The sequence below is a fragment of the Desulfosporosinus metallidurans genome (genome assembly GCF_001936615.1).
Lineage (GTDB): Bacteria > Bacillota > Desulfitobacteriia > Desulfitobacteriales > Desulfitobacteriaceae > Desulfosporosinus > Desulfosporosinus metallidurans.
Window position 1 is genome coordinate 109135 of the sequence record NZ_MLBF01000005.1, and the last position, 16411, is coordinate 125545.

The 16411-nt window shown below is 44.9% G+C and carries 20 protein-coding genes; 8 read left to right on the forward strand and 12 right to left on the reverse strand.

Annotated features, from left to right (window positions below; translation table 11 throughout):
- Complete coding sequence (locus DSOL_RS05535; protein ID WP_075363872.1) at positions 1-1389, forward strand: sensor histidine kinase; 1389 nt, start codon at positions 1-3, stop codon at positions 1387-1389.
- A 25-nt stretch (positions 1390-1414) separates the two neighbouring features.
- Here the strand turns inward: DSOL_RS05535 and DSOL_RS05540 are convergent, their stop codons facing one another.
- Entirely contained in the window at positions 1415-1684 is a 270-nt protein-coding gene (locus DSOL_RS05540; protein WP_075363873.1) for an SHOCT domain-containing protein, read from the reverse strand.
- A 315-nt stretch (positions 1685-1999) separates the two neighbouring features.
- On the opposite strand from DSOL_RS05540, the gene DSOL_RS05545 reads away from it, so the two are divergent.
- The 5 genes from DSOL_RS05545 to DSOL_RS05565 all read left to right on the forward strand — a co-directional run bounded on the left by DSOL_RS05545 (position 2000) and on the right by DSOL_RS05565 (position 7140).
- Complete coding sequence (locus tag DSOL_RS05545) at positions 2000-2491, forward strand: DUF2680 domain-containing protein (protein ID WP_075363874.1); 492 nt, start codon at positions 2000-2002, stop codon at positions 2489-2491.
- A gap of 362 nt (positions 2492-2853) precedes the next feature.
- The gene (gene glf / locus DSOL_RS05550) at positions 2854-4017 is read left to right on the forward strand and encodes a UDP-galactopyranose mutase (protein WP_083642336.1); all 1164 of its coding nucleotides are present in this window, start codon (positions 2854-2856) and stop codon (positions 4015-4017) included.
- Positions 4018-4076: 59 nt separating this feature from the next.
- Positions 4077-5096, forward strand: coding sequence for a glycosyltransferase family 2 protein (locus DSOL_RS05555; protein ID WP_075363934.1), 1020 nt, complete (start codon positions 4077-4079; stop codon positions 5094-5096).
- A 57-nt stretch (positions 5097-5153) separates the two neighbouring features.
- The gene (locus tag DSOL_RS05560) at positions 5154-6110 is read left to right on the forward strand and encodes a lysylphosphatidylglycerol synthase domain-containing protein (RefSeq protein WP_075363875.1); all 957 of its coding nucleotides are present in this window, start codon (positions 5154-5156) and stop codon (positions 6108-6110) included.
- A 13-nt stretch (positions 6111-6123) separates the two neighbouring features.
- Positions 6124-7140 (forward strand): glycosyltransferase family 2 protein, encoded by a 1017-nt coding sequence (locus tag DSOL_RS05565; RefSeq protein ID WP_075363935.1) that lies wholly within the window; start codon positions 6124-6126, stop codon positions 7138-7140.
- A 502-nt stretch (positions 7141-7642) separates the two neighbouring features.
- Here DSOL_RS05565 and DSOL_RS29940 read toward each other — a convergent pair.
- The 11 genes from DSOL_RS29940 to DSOL_RS05620 all read right to left on the reverse strand — a co-directional run bounded on the left by DSOL_RS29940 (position 7643) and on the right by DSOL_RS05620 (position 14558).
- Complete coding sequence (locus DSOL_RS29940; RefSeq protein ID WP_083642337.1) at positions 7643-7876, reverse strand: rhodanese-like domain-containing protein; 234 nt, start codon at positions 7874-7876, stop codon at positions 7643-7645.
- A gap of 191 nt (positions 7877-8067) precedes the next feature.
- On the reverse strand, positions 8068-9267 hold the full coding sequence (locus tag DSOL_RS05575; protein ID WP_075363876.1) for an MFS transporter: 1200 nt from the start codon (positions 9265-9267) through the stop codon (positions 8068-8070).
- Between the two features lie 375 nt (positions 9268-9642).
- On the reverse strand, positions 9643-9876 hold the full coding sequence (locus tag DSOL_RS05580; RefSeq protein WP_075363877.1) for a 4Fe-4S dicluster domain-containing protein: 234 nt from the start codon (positions 9874-9876) through the stop codon (positions 9643-9645).
- Positions 9877-9915: 39 nt separating this feature from the next.
- Positions 9916-10401 carry a putative zinc-binding protein gene (locus DSOL_RS05585; RefSeq protein WP_075363878.1) on the reverse strand — a complete coding sequence of 162 codons (486 nt, stop codon included), beginning with the start codon at positions 10399-10401 and terminating at the stop codon, positions 9916-9918.
- 2 nt (positions 10402-10403) lie between these two features.
- The gene (locus tag DSOL_RS05590) at positions 10404-10805 is read right to left on the reverse strand and encodes a putative zinc-binding protein (protein ID WP_235838706.1); all 402 of its coding nucleotides are present in this window, start codon (positions 10803-10805) and stop codon (positions 10404-10406) included.
- Positions 10798-11670 carry a putative zinc-binding protein gene (locus tag DSOL_RS05595; protein ID WP_075363880.1) on the reverse strand — a complete coding sequence of 291 codons (873 nt, stop codon included), beginning with the start codon at positions 11668-11670 and terminating at the stop codon, positions 10798-10800. The genes DSOL_RS05590 and DSOL_RS05595 overlap by 8 nt, the downstream gene beginning before the upstream one ends.
- Complete coding sequence (locus DSOL_RS05600) at positions 11663-11956, reverse strand: 4Fe-4S dicluster domain-containing protein (protein WP_075363881.1); 294 nt, start codon at positions 11954-11956, stop codon at positions 11663-11665. The genes DSOL_RS05595 and DSOL_RS05600 overlap by 8 nt, the downstream gene beginning before the upstream one ends.
- 2 nt (positions 11957-11958) lie before the next feature.
- Positions 11959-12333: a hypothetical protein gene (locus tag DSOL_RS05605; RefSeq protein WP_075363882.1), complete on the reverse strand. Its 375-nt coding sequence runs from the start codon at positions 12331-12333 to the stop codon at positions 11959-11961.
- 387 nt (positions 12334-12720) lie between these two features.
- Positions 12721-13050, reverse strand: coding sequence for an ArsR/SmtB family transcription factor (locus DSOL_RS05610; RefSeq protein WP_075363883.1), 330 nt, complete (start codon positions 13048-13050; stop codon positions 12721-12723).
- Between the two features lie 27 nt (positions 13051-13077).
- Entirely contained in the window at positions 13078-14229 is a 1152-nt protein-coding gene (locus tag DSOL_RS05615) for an aminotransferase class V-fold PLP-dependent enzyme (RefSeq protein ID WP_075363884.1), read from the reverse strand.
- Positions 14230-14291: 62 nt separating this feature from the next.
- Positions 14292-14558, reverse strand: a complete 267-nt coding sequence (locus DSOL_RS05620; RefSeq protein ID WP_075363885.1) for a putative Se/S carrier protein — start codon at positions 14556-14558, stop codon at positions 14292-14294.
- A gap of 307 nt (positions 14559-14865) precedes the next feature.
- Between DSOL_RS05620 and DSOL_RS05625 the strand changes: the two genes are divergently transcribed.
- Together DSOL_RS05625 and DSOL_RS05630 are read left to right on the forward strand one after the other, a co-directional pair.
- A complete protein-coding gene (locus DSOL_RS05625; RefSeq protein ID WP_075363886.1) occupies positions 14866-15231 on the forward strand; it encodes an ArsR/SmtB family transcription factor in 366 nt (121 codons plus the stop codon).
- 101 nt (positions 15232-15332) lie between these two features.
- Positions 15333-16406, forward strand: coding sequence for a cation diffusion facilitator family transporter (locus tag DSOL_RS05630; RefSeq protein WP_075363887.1), 1074 nt, complete (start codon positions 15333-15335; stop codon positions 16404-16406).
- Positions 16407-16411: the final 5 nt, after the last annotated feature.

Consider the following 16411-nt stretch of genomic DNA (forward strand, 5'->3'; position numbering starts at 1 on the left):
ATGCGCAAAAAACTATTTATCTCCACGTTGCTCATCGTGCTTATCACCCTAACCTTCAGCATGCTTTCCGTCCATCTCGTCTTCCAACAACAATTTACTGATTATCTAACCAAAACAAACGAAACAATCTTGGAAGAGTTACCTTCTCGTCTAAGCGCCCTTTATCTGAGTAAGGGCACTTGGGATCCCGCCTCTCTGAATGAAGTAAGCCAAGCCCTCCCGGTCGGTACAATTGTCACGCTGACTGATCCGAACGGCAAGTTTATTGCCACGTTAAACAGCTCTAGGGGAAGCATGATGCAACACGGTCCTGGCGGAATGGGAATGGGAATGTCCTCCTCCCCCATCACAAAATGGAAAACAAAGACCATAACTGTGTTTGGACCTCTCGGGACTTTAGCCACTGCACTGGTTCGCTACCCAGCGACCGCCCAGATTCTCAATCCCCAAGATGTCCTCTTCCAATCCTCAGTCTTTCGTTCTCTACTTTTTGCTGCAGGCTTAGCGCTTCTATTTGGGATTATCCTCAGTTTCTTCACAAGCCGCCGACTGGTCGCTCCGTTGAAGCGTTTAATGCAAGCCGCCGAACGTATCGGTCAGGGACACCTTGATGAACACATTTCCCTTCGTTCTAAAGACGAGGTAGGGCAATTGGCGAATGCTTTTAACACAATGGCCCACAATTTGGAACGTCAAGAGACTCTCCGCAAACAATTCACCGCCGATATCGCCCATGAGCTTCGTACACCTTTAACCTCGATCAAAAGTTATATTGAAGCCTTCCAAGACGGCGTCCTTCCTGCCGATCAAGAAAATCTTTCCTCCATTCATGAGGAAATTGACCGCTTAGTAGACCTGTCCAACGACCTTAAAGACTTAAACGTGGCGGAAATGGGCGCTTTAAAGCTAAACTTAGGACCTGTGAACTTAAACCACCTTCTTGAAAAAATCATCCATAGCCTCCATCCGCTCATCCAAGAAAAGGAATTGACTCTGAATTTGAACGCTCCAGAAGAACCCGTGACTACGTCCGGAGATGAGCGCCTTCTCACCCGCCTCTTTTACAATCTAGTTCACAATGCCTATCAGTACACGGAAAACGGCGGTCTGGTATCCGTCACACTTACGCAAACATCAAATGTTACAGAAGTCCGAATCCTAAACACAGGTATCGGCATCTCTGAAGAAGATCTCCCTTTTATATTCGAGCGCTTTTATCGTACTGACAAATCTCGAACACGTGAGACCGGGGGAACCGGAATTGGTCTGGCTCTGGTTCATCAGATCACGGCCCTTCATCAAGGCAACATCACCGTACAGAGTAAAGTCGGGCAAGCGACTGAATTTATTGTTAAACTTCCTAAAGAGCAAAAAGAGAGTGAGGATTAAATCCTCACTCCTTTTAACTTTCTACTCATTTACCCTCTAAATCCTGTTTCCGACTTTGATATTCGGCGGAATCTATCTCCCCACGTGCATAGCGTTCACGGAGGATATCCATACCACTCTGATTACTAAGTGCTCCTGTCCGAACCTGCGGGGTAGAACGACGAAATACATAGATACCTAGCAAAACAATAGCAAACCCCATGATCAGAGGCATTAACATACCCATCCAACCATAAATACCATTTCCATAACCCCATCCACCCATCATGTAATTGTTACCCCAATGCCCCATCATATAAATTCCCCCTTTGAGCTACAGCTTCATTTCGCTTGGTTTTGCTGTTTCTCTATGGCCTTAGTGTATATCTCGGATAAGAAAAACCCATGAATAATTTGTGAATTTCTTATGAAGAAGGAGCCCTGATTTATTAATCAGAGTACTTTCTTGATCAAATGGCCAAAACATCATATGAACAACTCATTAAAGCTCTGTGAATCTCTGATCTTCACTGTCTTTTCACACTTCATTCATCTGAAATTCATAACCTTTGTTTATACTATAATTGCCCCGGTTTAGATTATTATAATATTTTAAGGAGGTCATGTCTTAATGAAAAAGAAACTTGCCGCTGGGATCCTCACTGCATCCCTCTTGATCGGTGGAGCCACAACAGCCTTTGCGGCTACCGATTCAACAGCCCTCACTGACATCAAAGCTCTGTACCAACAAACGTTTGGCATTCAGAAACAAATCCTGCAGAAAGAAGTTGAGTCTGGCGCAGTAACCCAAGACCAAGCTAATTCTATCCAGAGCATGATGGATCTTCGTCAAAAATACCAAGAGCAAGCACTAGATAGCGGGCAGATCATGGGCCCAGGCATGGGTGGAATGGGTCGTCATGGCTACATGGGCACCACTGGTCAGCCACTTACGGCGGACCAGCAAAAGGCCTTGAATGATTTCATGGCACAACGCCTAAAACTGCAACAAGATGCCCTTGCCAACGGCACCCTTGTTCCTGGCATGGGAATGGGCGGCTACGGACGCTGGGGCGGCTACGTACCTAGCACAGTTCCCGCGCCTGCCACGAGCACCAACTAACCCACACTTCTAACCGGGGCCAACCTTTTTACTTAATTTCTGAATATCTCACTTATTTTATCCCTTGAGTCTTTCTCAAGGGATACTTATTATCCACCTGTATTGATTTCCTCACTTTTTTCGGTTACCCAACCATAGGGAGCTCTTTATTATTGCAAGCAAAAAATGGCCTCAGCGAAAATGGGGTCTCAAATTAAACTACAAGTGGATCCTTTTTTCATTATCGTACAAAGCGTTGACACACCGAGCATAAACACTTTCCCTTAAAGTCTAGAGTTGCAATAATTTCAGACCTAGTAAAATGTGAATATCGCAACTCGCAGATATTTGATAATATAATTTTGAATGTAGGGTATAAAAACATGAAAAAAAAAGAAATGTATGATTGTCTTGTCGTCGGTTGCGGCATAGCAGGCACAGTTATAGCGCGTGAACTTGCTGAACGGGCAGGTAAAAAAGTGCTGATCCTTGAGATGTGCGACCATATAAGCGGGAATGCTTATGATCTTCTCAGTGAGAGCGGAATTTTTGTACATCAATTTGGCCCTCATATCTTTCATACGGACAGCAAAAGAGTCTTCGATTATCTCTCTCGGTTCACACAATGGCGGAATTACTCCCACGAGGTAGTGGGCGATATACACGGGCAGCTAATGCCAATTCCTTTTAATCTAAATTCGCTTCATTTGGCCTTTGAGCCTTGCAAAGCAGCGCGTATAGAGCAAAAGCTGATCGCCATCTATGGCCTCGGAAGCAAGGTACCCATCTTGGATCTTCGCCAACAGCCCGATACAGAACTTGCGGAAATCGCGGATTTCATATACAACAACATCTTTTTATATTACACGCAAAAGCAATGGGGACTGGCTCCCGACGAAATCGATTCTTTGGTTACCGCCCGCGTCCCTGTATTTATCTCATATGATAACCGCTACTTTCAGGACACTTATCAGGGTATCCCTGCCAAGAGCTATACTTCACTCTTCGAGCACATGTTAAATCACCCCAATATAGAGCTCAAACTTAATTCCGATGCTCGCAGGCTGCTCCGGCTGGAATCCGGGGAAGTGTTTTTTGACGGTTCCCCGTTCAACGGCACCGTAATATACTCAGGACCGGTAGACGAACTGTTTGACTGCCGGTACGGGCACCTGCCGTACCGGACTTTAGATTTTGTCTTTGAAACACACAATACTACATGGTACCAGCCCAAGGGGACTGTGAATTATCCTGTTGACCGCGAATATACCCGTATAACCGAATTCAAACACCTCACTGGACAGGCTCTGGACGGACGAACTACTATAGTCAAAGAATATCCACGGGCCTATACGGGCGCTGACAGCGAGACCCCCTATTACCCAATCCAAAATCCTGAAAATCTCACCCTTTATGAGCGATACCGGAAACTTACCGACGAATTTCCACAATTCCACTTACTGGGCAGGCTTGCGGAGTACAAATACTACAACATGGACGCCATAGTTAAGAAGGCTTTGGAGCTTGCCGACACCTTAATAAAGTAATGAGTTTAGTCTTCTTATTTTATTTTTTGCCGACTCAAAGCTTCAGATCGGAGGAAAGATTGAAAATAATTACATTTACCGTACCCTGTTACAATTCAGCGGCTTATATGGAACGCTGCATCAATACACTTCTTCCGTGCGGAAATGATGTGGAAGTTATTATTGTCAATGACGGTTCTACCGACGACACCGGAAAGATTGCCGATAACTATGCCTCGCAATACCCTGATATAGTACGGGTGATCCATCAAGAAAACGGAGGACATGGCGAAGCGGTCAATACCGGCCTAGAGAACGCTTCCGGTCTATATTTTAAAGTGGTCGATTCAGACGACTGGGTCGATGGCCCGGGTATGATCGAGGTGCTGCAAACCCTTAAAACGTTCGTGGGTGGCAACTCTGCTCCCGATATGCTGGTATGCAACTATATCTATGAAAAGCTGCTGGAAGGGACCAGGCACGTCATTAATTATAGCAATGTCTTTCCCCGCAATCAGATGTTCGGTTGGGATGACATGAGGAGGTTTCCTCCCTGGAAATATCTTCTGATGCATTCGTTGATTTACAGAACACAACTGCTGCATGAATGTGGCCTTAAATTGCCAAAGCATACCTTTTATGTGGACAATATTTTTGTTTACCAGCCACTGCCTTTTGTGAAAACTATTTACTATCTGGATGTGGACCTTTACCATTATTTTATCGGGCGGGAAGACCAATCTGTCAATGAAAGTGTCATGATAAAAAGAATTGACCAGCAGATCCTAGTAACTCGCATCATGATAGGATGTCACAGTCTCCCCGGGAGCATACCCAGCAAAAAGCTGTCCAGCTATATGCTTAGCCATTTGGCTATGATGATGATAATTTGCACCGTATTCTTAAGAATTTCTGGCACAAAAGAAGACAATAAGAAGGAAAAAGAGCTATGGACCTTTCTTTTAAGTTGCGACAACGGTCTGTATGGGCATGCAAGCAGCAGGTTTTTGAGAATGGTTGCAAACCTGCCCGGAAGTTCCGGCAACAAAATCACCGTCCGATTATATAACATAGCCCGCAAAGTCTATAAATTTAATTGACCCGTGACAATGAAAGAAAACAGATCTACCGAATCTTTGGACCAAGGGAGCAAATGAATGCCCACTAAAACAAAACTAAAGCTGTTCATAGGTATAATCATCACAGCTGTCATTGTTTATTACTCGATTGGAGCGCTCAAAGGCCTGCATGTGGGCGAGCTTTTCCATGCTCACATCAATTGGGGCCTTGCGCTGGTTTCAGTCGCTATCTTTGTGTATGCAAACTATATTCGCGGACTTGCCTATACACGGGGTATTGACCGGGACATGGACAGAATGACAGCTCTCCAAATCGTGGGTATAGGGCATGCTGCTAACATGGTTTTGCCGTTCCATGTCGGAGAGGGGCTGCGGGCGGCTTTTTTCCCGAGGGGATACAGTGCCATAAAGATTACAAACCTGCTGATTATTCCGGCCTTCGCAGATTTCGCTGCAATTATGATCCTTTCACTCTCCGCAGTTCCCTTTGCCGGATTTACGGACCAAAATTTGTTAAAAGCCCTGTGGATTCTTACCTTTCTCTGTATTGCGGCGTTTATATTGTTCGTGATTCTCATCTTTTTTCTTCCGCGACTTCGCAGTTATCTCAGTGAGTATTTAAATGTTGACACTGTGAAAATGATGAATTGGGTGCTCCTTTCATGGATTATACTACTCGTGTCGACATGGATTGGGCTTGTGGCCTTCGGCTTCCCATGGGTGGCGTCCATTCGCATGTCGCTTGCCGTATTTGCCGCCACCAATATCATCAATTTTATACCGGCCACGCCAGGGGCCATCGGCCTTTTTGAATACGGGACAATTCTGGGCCTTGGGGGTCTGGGAATTGATCCAACCACAGCGCTGTCAGCGAGCTTGCTGTTGCACCTGATACAGTATGCAGCACTCCTGCCCCTAGGAAGTTACCTATACATTAAATCCCTTCACGGGCAATACGGAGAAGCGCTCGGGAACATGTGGCACACGAATCAGCAGAAGGACACTAAATCGATTAAACTAAAACGGACAAAATGAAGCTAATTTGGAGGTGAAAACTATCAAACTTTTATCAATTGTCGTACCGTCCTATAATTCGCAGGACTATCTTCGCCACTGCCTGGATACTGTAGTGCTGGGCGGGCAAGAGGTAGAGGTTATTGTCGTGGATGATGGTTCCACAGACAGCACAGCGGAGATTGCCCGCGAATACTGCGGTCGCTTTCCCGGAATTGTCCGCCTTGAGCAGAAAGAAAACGGTGGCCATGGCTCGGCTGTCAACCGCGGACTGGAGGTAGCCACGGGTACTTATTTCAAGGTTGTCGACAGCGACGACTGGCTGGATACTTCGGACTACCTGTCGGTGCTTACGTTGCTGCGCAGCATTGGCTCCGTAGACCTGCTTATCACGAACTATGTTTATGAATATTCCTATAACGGTAAGCATAAAGTGATGCGATTCAGTAATGTTTTTCCACAAGGCAAGGTTATTTCATGGGACAGTATGCATCGTTTTCGCTTCGACCAGCTCATGCTCATGCACTCCATGTTTTGCCGGACGGATTTGCTGCGAGAGTGCGGCCTCAAACTGCCGGAACACACATTTTATGTGGACAACCTTGTGGCCTATCTACCTCTGCCTTATGTGAAAAGCTTAGTTTATCTGGACTGTTCTCCGTATCACTATCTCATTGGCCGGGGTGGTCAATCCGTCAACACGCAGGTCATGATCAAACAGATTGACCAGCAGCTTAAGGTGACGCGCATGATGATTGAGGCGTACGATCTCTTTAAGGACATTGAATGTGAGAAGCTTAGACGCTACATGATTTTCTATCTTTCAATGATGGTAGCCATCACCGTTACTCATATCTATATCGCAGAGGACGAAAGGCTTAGCTGCAAGGCAGACGAGCTTTGGGACTTTATAAGGCAAAGGGATGAAAAGCTGTATGCTGTACTGCAGCGGAGCTTTCTCAATTCCTGCATAATGTTCGGGCAGAAAATCAGCCCACGCCTTATAGCGCGAGGCCTTAATCTTATCAAACACATCTATAAGTTCAGTTAAAATAAGCTTGCCAAGTAGTATGACCTTTTTTCATAGCATGATTGCGTGTACCGTCGGGTTCACGAGTCCTAGTTTTAATCCCTCATGTCCAATTATTAAGGGTCCACTTCGTCAGACAACGCATAGCCAAAAGGACAGAGCTGCTCATAATTCATTCAGAATTATGAGCAGCTCTGTCCTTTTTGATCGTCCTGTCGTTGATGCTGTCGTATTATACACCTTGAGATTGAGCATGATCAACTGGACTCCTCTGCCTGCGGCGAAACCATTTCTCATTATAGCAAATGAGGACTTTTTACATCATGCCTCACGGAACTTCGTGTTCAGTCCTCCCACGCATAGCGTGGGGCTTAATATCTTACTCAACTGGACATGCCTATTTTTCCATTGGCATGTTTGGATCTGCTGCCCACTCATAAATAGATGCCTCGTAGTTTCTAACTTTATCAAAGCCAACGGCTCTGAGGACCGTGCTAAGGTAGCCCGATCTCATACCCATAGTTCAGTAAACTACAAAATCGTCTTCAGGTGTTACCCCCAAATCCACCATAATCTTTATGATTTCTTCAGGTGATTTTGGAGTTCCATTTTCATTGAGCACGGATGACCATACTAGGTTCTTTGCCCCCTGAATATGTCCTCCTCTTGCTTCTCCTGCATCTCGGCTTCCTTTATATTCCCTTTCTATCCTAGCATCTATGATGACCGTTTTGCCAAGGTTTGCATAGATAAAAATATGTTATTCTCCGTATATTATAATATTCCTTCATATAAAGTATTCCATTTTGGAATACTATCAGCTATAAAGCCCCCTGTCTACAATTAGTTCTAGGATCATATGAAAAAGTGTGTTATATTTTCTGAGTTTAAGAAAATATAACACACTTTTAGGCATCTAACTTGTACTATCACTATGTTCCGTCTTTATTACAGATTTCCGATCTCTTCCAAGGATTCATTGGGTTCCACAACATGATCCCTTATCATGACAAAGCTCAAGAGCAACGTGACGATGAGAGCAATACCATTAATCAGGAAAAGGTTACTAAGCCCAACGGCTGCAATCACTCTTCCGCCAATTGCCGTACCGATACCGCCTCCACCCATGAAAAAGAATGCTACCAGGGACATGGCGGCTCCTCTAGCCTTCTGGGCAAACTCTGTAGCTCTTGTAAGCAGCGTAGAATGAGTAAAGATGAAACCAAGTCCTAACAGGGCAATCCCTAGGATCAGCATCCCCAATACATCCCCATACAGATAGATAATGATATCCCCAACAGCGGCTGACACAAGTCCCAAGCTCAATACTTTGCGCGCACCCATTTTAGCCGCTAACTTACCACTCATTCTTCCGCCAATAACTGACATGATTCCGAAGGCCGTCATAATTAAACCAATATACAAATAGTTGAATCCATAGGTTTGGGCAATGTAAGCTCCTGCGTAAGAAAAGCTTCCGATGATGAATATACCCTCCAGTAAAACGATGATATACGTAAACAGACTCCTGCTCGTTCCCAACAGCTTAGCATACGGCGCAAATAGTTTGCTGTCAGGATGCTTTTCCGAGGGGAGAAGCTTGTAATTTTTTAGGATCAGTAAGGTTGGAATTATGGCAAGTATCGCATAGACACCAAAAACTCCTCTCCAATTAAGGAAGTAAGCAATTGTCCCTCCTATGGCCATACTGAGTCCTTGCCCCAGAAACGATATACCCATAAACGTTCCTATCGCACCCTGTCTTTCCTGGACCGGGAACATATCTCCGATTAAGGCTAAGGATATTGGCATAACCGATGCGGCAAACACTCCCGTGAGCGCTCTGAATATTGCCAAGCTGGTTAGGCTCGAACCTAACGCACAAAGCCCAGTCGCTATCGTAAACATGATCATCGCAAACGTTATGACTTGCTTTTTCCCATATCGATCTGCCAAGGGCCCAAAGATGATTTGAAAAATTCCAAAGGGAATCATATAGGCCGAGATTAAGAGCCCTGCTCTTGAAATATCAATCGTCAAATTCTGAGCAATGGCCGGTAGTATGGGAGACACCACCCAGTTGTCTGCCATAACGATAAAACCCGCTAAACCGAGCAACATAATAATCCTATTTCCATCCTTGTTCATATAACCGCCACCCTTCGATCCTTAGAATATTCTCGTTCGTTCATACGTTTGATCATTCGTTTTTGCTTTGAGATAATTGGTGATATTGCAAATCTTGACATCATTCTTGGCATCCTCCACATACACCCCTTTTTTACTAAATAATATTTTTATAATATAATAATATTAGTATACTACAATTTTTAAATTCTACAAGAGCTATTTTCAAAAGAACAAGACCCATATTTACAGAGATCCAAAAACGAATGATCCTATTGACTAGTTCTGCGACTCCTTGTTTTAACAACTAATCCATGCCCTAGCTGTCTGCTTTCAAAACGTATAGAAAAGAGACGCGCCACCTTAGACACGTCTCCCAAAGGAAGTATTTGATTATTAACAACCGCAACTACACGTTGTTTTAGGCCCACCTGTATCGCCATAATATTGAATTGCTTCTGCCGGACACAACGCCTGACAACCTGTACAGCGATCAATACATCCATCGGGATAAATGACCATCGGTTTTGCACTCTCTTTGTCGTAAACACCATGCGAACATTTATTGATACAGGCCCCACATTCAATACAATTCTCATAATTAATAATTGGATACCAATTCGTCGTCATTCTGATCTCTCCCCTATAAATTTATTCTTATTTCTGCCCTCAGCAACCGCAGCCACAACCTCCAGAGGACCCAGTTCCTACCATGGCAAGACCTTTAGCCACCTGATCTCTTTGAGCAGCCCTCAATACCTCGTCAAACTTGGTCGTTATCTCGCTGGCAAGTTTTTCCACCATGGCTTTGTGTTCATCCGTCAGGTTTCTGGTGGACAAGGCTCCTGCTTCGGCAACTTCTTTTCCTATAAAATCCGTAACATCGATTGCGGCACTCACTTTACCACTATATTTCTCAGTAGCTCTTTTAGCACAAGCTTTAGAACAGCCATCCACAGAAATGGTCGGGAACTTTTCGGCAAATCCTCGTTCTTCCACTCCACCTGCTAGAAAAAGCGGCAAACATATCGTCACAGTTGCATCCGGACGAACTTCGTCCAGCATTTTTCGAGTTGCCAATCTAGAGATCGTCCCTCCCAGACAGTCCTCGCCACTACAGGATACAACTCCGATTTTCACCATATTTATGGACATTTTTAGCCCTCCTTCCTTAATAATTTAACCTTTTCGGCGATTTCGCTCGCTATTTCATCTGCAATTAGCCAGCCTTCTTCCGTGAGTTCCGTGGCTGTTCCTGGCTTGGCTCCTTTGTGTTTCCGAAAGGAATCGATGACCCTCACCTTTTCTGTTACAATGCCACCGGCCAGCTCCGCATTTTTAGCCGCACACATAGCAGGGCATCCATCAAGGGTAATACACTTTTGTCCTTCAATTAATTCCTTGGCCTCTTGATCCCCTGTCACGATATAGGCGAGACAGACCGTACTAGCTTCCTGCGGACACAGCTCTTGGATAACCTTTAACGCGCTTTCCCTTGCCACAAGGCCGTAGACCTTGCCCATCCCACTGCAGGGAATTACTTTGATCCTCTCAGACATGGAACTCATCTACCTTTCTTTTTAAAATTGTGAAATATCCCTCAAAATCAAGCAAAAATTCTTTATCGCTTTCCAAATCGGATAGCTCCACTTCAGCGATCCAGCCTTTTTCATACGGATTCTGATTAATAAGTTCAGGGGCAACGGAAAGTTCTTCATTGACAGCGGTAATCTTACCTGACACAGGAGATACCACTTCGAAGACTGCTTTCCCCGATTCAATCTCGCCTAGCTCACCAAACTGCTCCACTTCGTTGCCGACGGCGGGTGGGGTAAAAAACATGATATCCGATAAGCTTTGCTGGACATAATCCGTCACGCCTATGCGAGCTTTGTTGCCCGATATATACACCCAACTATCGTTTTCATTGAATAACAGGCCTTCTTTGGGCACTCGGAAAATGAATTTGTCCTTTTTGTAAACTTCATAATCATACGTTTCAGGGTAGACTGTTTCGTTTTCTGCTGCCGTTTTACTTTCTGTAGCCTTTTCCGCTTCCTTCTCCAGAAGTAATTCATCGGCAACCATCTCAGCCAGTTTCACTTCATTTTCTCCGAGCCTTAAGGAGTCTCCCAGCTCAAACCCCCTAGTTTTTGCTTCTTCTGTTACCGTTATTTTGGCGGTAACTTTTAAGCCCTTTTCCGAAGCAAGCTTGCTAGCGCACCGCGTTTGGCAGCCATCAATCACAAGGAGCGGCTTTTCTTGGGCCAGTTTAGTATATCTGGCATCTGCCACTCGATATAATACAGGGCAAATTATGTCACTGTCTGATTTTTCGATAAGGTTTACTGCGATTTCCCGGGCGATACAACCTGCGCCTTTGTCCAGCCCATTACAAGGTAAGATAGCAAAGCTATTACTCATTGCCTGCCATCCCCTTTCGGGTTACCTTGATCTTCTTGGTTGTCTCTCCCTTATCCGGGAAGGTTATGGCATCCACGCCACAGGTTTTGCCGCACGCTCGGCAGAAGACGACGCAGTTATCTGGATTTTTTACAATTAGCTTTTTCTCCTCAGTCTCCCGAACTTCATACACTTGGTGTGGGCAAAATTTGACACACTCCATGCAGTAGTTGCATTTGTCATAGTCAATAATCGGGCTCCAGTCGATGGTATTTCTCGGGACCCCCATAAACGTTTCTTCACTCATGCTTATCCCTCCGCTTCGATTTGTTCTACCAAATCCTCCACCTTTTTGAACGCCGCTTCATTGGTCATATCTCGAATATCGAGCATATAGGCATCCTTTTCAATGTCCAGCCCGGCATCTTTAAAGGCCTGTTTGAACATCTTCCTCTGCATATTCGGGGCACAGGCGCCAATGATAACCTTTCTGTGGGCTTTCAAATAATCTGCCAGAAACCGGTCTCCATCTTCTTCACATAACTGCGGGTGAATAAATCCGTATTCCACCGGCAGCTCGACTCTGACCTGATTGATGAAATCCCAGATATCCATACTTTGAAAACCTGGGCATTTCCCCGTACAGACGCACATAATAAACCCTGGTAACTGCTTTTCCGACATTTTGATTCCTCCAACTTCATATTTAATAAGATTACTTCTAAGGAACTCCTATTTGAGGTTCGAACACAATTGGATTAGCGCTTTATCACTCGTAATAACGCTCCGACATCCGCCAACTAGGTCATCCCCAAGGACACCAATGCATAGGGATAGTTCCTTGCTGTTGATCGCCGAAACACCTCCTTGCTATTATATAATTATCATATACTAATATTATACTACCGTTCTATTTTCTTTGCACTATTATTTTTTCCAAAGTTGTCTCAATGACATTGAAATATGCCATATTAAAATTAAGCTAAAGCAAGCTGTTCATGAAATGGAAAAGCAAGAGAGGCAACTTACTTTCTGTACAAATGCCTCCCTTGCCTCTTAAGCCTGATCGAATCATTCCTTTGTCTCGATCTCTTGCATTAGCCGATGTTTATAGTTTAACGCATTGCTTATCAGCTCCTGACTTTTCTGCAATACTGCCAAAATCTCCAGGTGTTTAACTCGATACATAACTTGCAGCCCCTGTTTTCTCGACTCGATAAGATTTTCCCGACGCAGCACCGCCAAATGCTGGGATACATTCGACTGCCCAAGCCCAAGCTCGGAAATTATTTCGCAGACACACCGTTCACCGGAACTCAAATACTCCAGAATTTGCACCCTCGACGGATGAGCAATTGCTTTGAAAAGATTACTCGTCTTGTTTAACATTACAATTTTCATCGTAAGCTCCTTCGAAATTTCCTCTATTCAAAGATTGATATTGTCCTCAGCTACCTCTCTCACCGCCTGCAGAGCCGTCTCAATCTCCTCCTCACTCGTGAAATGGGAAGGACTAAAGCGAACGACCCCCTGTTCCAAAGTTCCTAGCATCCTGTGGGCATGGGCAGCGCAGTGTAACCCAGCTCGGGCGATGACTCCAGCTTTCTCTTCTAATATAAAGCTGGCTTCTACAGAATCGAGTTCCCCAATATTAAAGGCCACAATGGGAGACCGCCTCTCTACTAGCTCACTCCCGTAAAGCTTAACACCCGAGATCTCCCGTAAATCGTTCCATAATTTTCGGCAATGCGCCTGTTCTCGAACCCTTATTTTATCCACACCTTCCCGGAGTATGTAGCGCACTCCCGCTCCTAATCCGGCAATTCCTGCGCCGTTCAACGTGCCGCTTTCCAAGGCATCCGGCAGAAAGTCCGGTTGACGATCCTCCTCGGAAAGACTCCCCGTCCCACCGTAAATCAACGGTTCCAAGCGGATCCCCGGCTTGACGATAAGCCCTCCCGTTCCCTGAGGACCCAAAAGGCCTTTATGTCCTGGAAAGGCTAGTAAATCCACGGCTAGGCGTCCTAAATCGATAGGGAAAACCCCCGCAGTTTGTGCGGCATCCAGCAGATAGTAAGCACCGTGTTCATGGGAAATTTGCCCTATTGCTTTCACTGGTAACAAGGTGCCTGTTACATTCGAGGCATGTAAGGTCACCACTAACTTAGTGTTAGGGCGAAAAGCCTTGTCATAAGCTTCTAAATCAAACTCTCCCCCGAGTATCCCCTGAACTTCGCTTACCTCCACCCCTCGCTGTTTCAAAGCCCAGAGCGGTCGGGCCACCGCGTTATGCTCAATCGACGACGTGATGACATGATCTCCCGGCTGCAAAAGCCCAAATAACGCCTGATTCAAAGCATGGGTAGCATTCTGGGTAAAGATAACCCGGTTCGGATTATCTGTGCCAAATAAAACACACAAGTCTTCCCTTGCCTGGTGAATGAGTCTAGCCATTTGCATCGCTGCACCATGTCCCCCCCGGCCGGCATTTCCACCTTTGTGCATAAGAGCCTCTTCAATAGCATCCACAACTTGTTGTGGCTTTGGCCAAGTTGTTGCTGCATTATCTAAATAAATCATCTCACGACTTCCTTTCATCGAGCCTAAGTGGAGTCACAATCGATCATCGAATTTAGGTATGATCACCAGACTATTGAGAAGAATCCCTCTTCCCGTGCTTCGTACATCCCTGTCAGTACCACTCCGTCATCAATAAGATCATCAATGATCTCTTTGCGTTCCAGTGGAAAGCACAAGGCAGTGTTACAACCGGATCTCAAACGAATTGGGGTAGGAATAGTGGCAAAGGGACACTCATAACGGGAAAAAACCCTCTCTGCGCCCAGAGCCTCCGTTAACGATGGGAACGTGAGTAAAGCTCGATATTCTTTCAATTTTCCATATAACATTATTATCCCCCTCGCTCTTTAACGCTTTAGGAAGACTCAATCGTGCTTACAATTCAACTTCATTATTTCAAGCTAACCTGATTATTAATAATAATATTACTATTTTATAATATACTTAACATAATACTTTTAAGGACTCTTTGTCAATATCTGCGCAAAAATAATCAAGGTCCGAAGTCGCAATGACCTTGGACCTTGATTTACCCTTCAATCTTATTTCGCATTAAATCCAGCACGACTATTTACAAACATTCAAGCAATCGTTATAATGTATTTAAAATAAACAAACAAAAAAGGAGGACTCAGTTTGAACCGTCCAGGTCATCATCACCTCTGCCAAACAGATTGCCATACTCCACAACGTTTAAGTGAGTTATCTCATTCTGTAGCAGAGATCGAAGGGGTTACCCCTATTTTTAAAGCTCTCGCTGATGAAACACGGGTGAAGATTATTTATGCCTTGCTCCTAGAACCCGATCTTTGCGTCTGTGATATTGCTCAAATTACAGCGTTAACGGTCTCAGGAGCTTCCCACCATTTGCGTCTCCTTAAAGCCATGGGTCTTGCCCGTTCCCGCAAAGAAGGAAAGCTCGTTCGCTATAGCATCCACGACGAACACGTTAAGATTATCTTAGAAAAAGCACTCGACCATAGCAACCATCTTATGAAATAATCTGATTAGAACTCAAAAAATTTTAACCAAACATTCAAGTGTATGTTTTAATGTCAATATTATAAAATAAATCTTTAATCATAAACGAGGAGGAGATAACCATGTCAAAGCCTAATGAATCATCTGTTAAATCCCTAAATCATGAGCATGAGCATGAGCATGATCACAAACACGATCATCAACACGAGGCAACCCATGTTCATAATCAACCGGGGGCAGGTCACGCAGATGATCATGCCGGACACAACCACAGTGCACTCGGTGGACACGTGCATGCCACTGGAACCAAGTTAAAATGGGCCTTTTTAGCTACCTTCTTCATCTTGGCAGTGGAAGTCGTTGGCGGAAGCTTAGCGAATAGCCTAGCCCTTCTCAGTGATGCCGGACACGTCCTGACAGATGTTGCTGCCTTAGGCCTTGCTTGGTTTGCAGCCGTTCAAGCGCAGAAATCTCCCACCCTTGATAAAACATTTGGTTATCATCGCACAGGGATCTTAGCCGCTTTAGCCAATTCTCTTACTCTGATTATTATTGCTTTCGTGATTCTTTATGAAGCCTTCCACCGGTTTCAAAATCCCCAACCCGTAGAAAGCACAATTATGTATTTAAGTGCTGGGGTTGGCGTGATTGTTAATCTGGCAATCGCCTTTGGCTTCCGAGGCGGGGAAGATAATCTCAACGTCCGTTCTGCCCTTCTCCATGTTTTGGGAGATGCCGCAGCCTCAGCGGGCGTCATCATCGGTGCCATCATCATGCAATTTACCCACTGGTATGTGATTGACCCGATCATCTCCGTTTTGATCGCCCTGATGATCGCTTGGAACGCTTGGAAGATTGTCAAAGAAACCCTTCATATTTTAATGGAAGGAGCACCAGACAATTTTGAATATGATCGCTTATTAGCGTTTGTTCGGACCTTACCAGGTGCCCAGGATATCCACGATCTTCATGTTTGGAGTGTGACACCGGAACGTGTTGCCCTCAGTTGCCATCTCATCGTTGATCCCGAGGGTTCACTGGAGCGAAGCACAGAAATCATCAAACAGTTCAAGCAATATATTTTGAAAGAATTTGGGATATCTCACTCGACAATTGAACTAGAAATAGACCAGTGCGGATGTCCTGGGCTTCTTTGCCCAGAGACTCTCTGGGAAAGTGGAAAAGGTGCGCATTAAGCCAG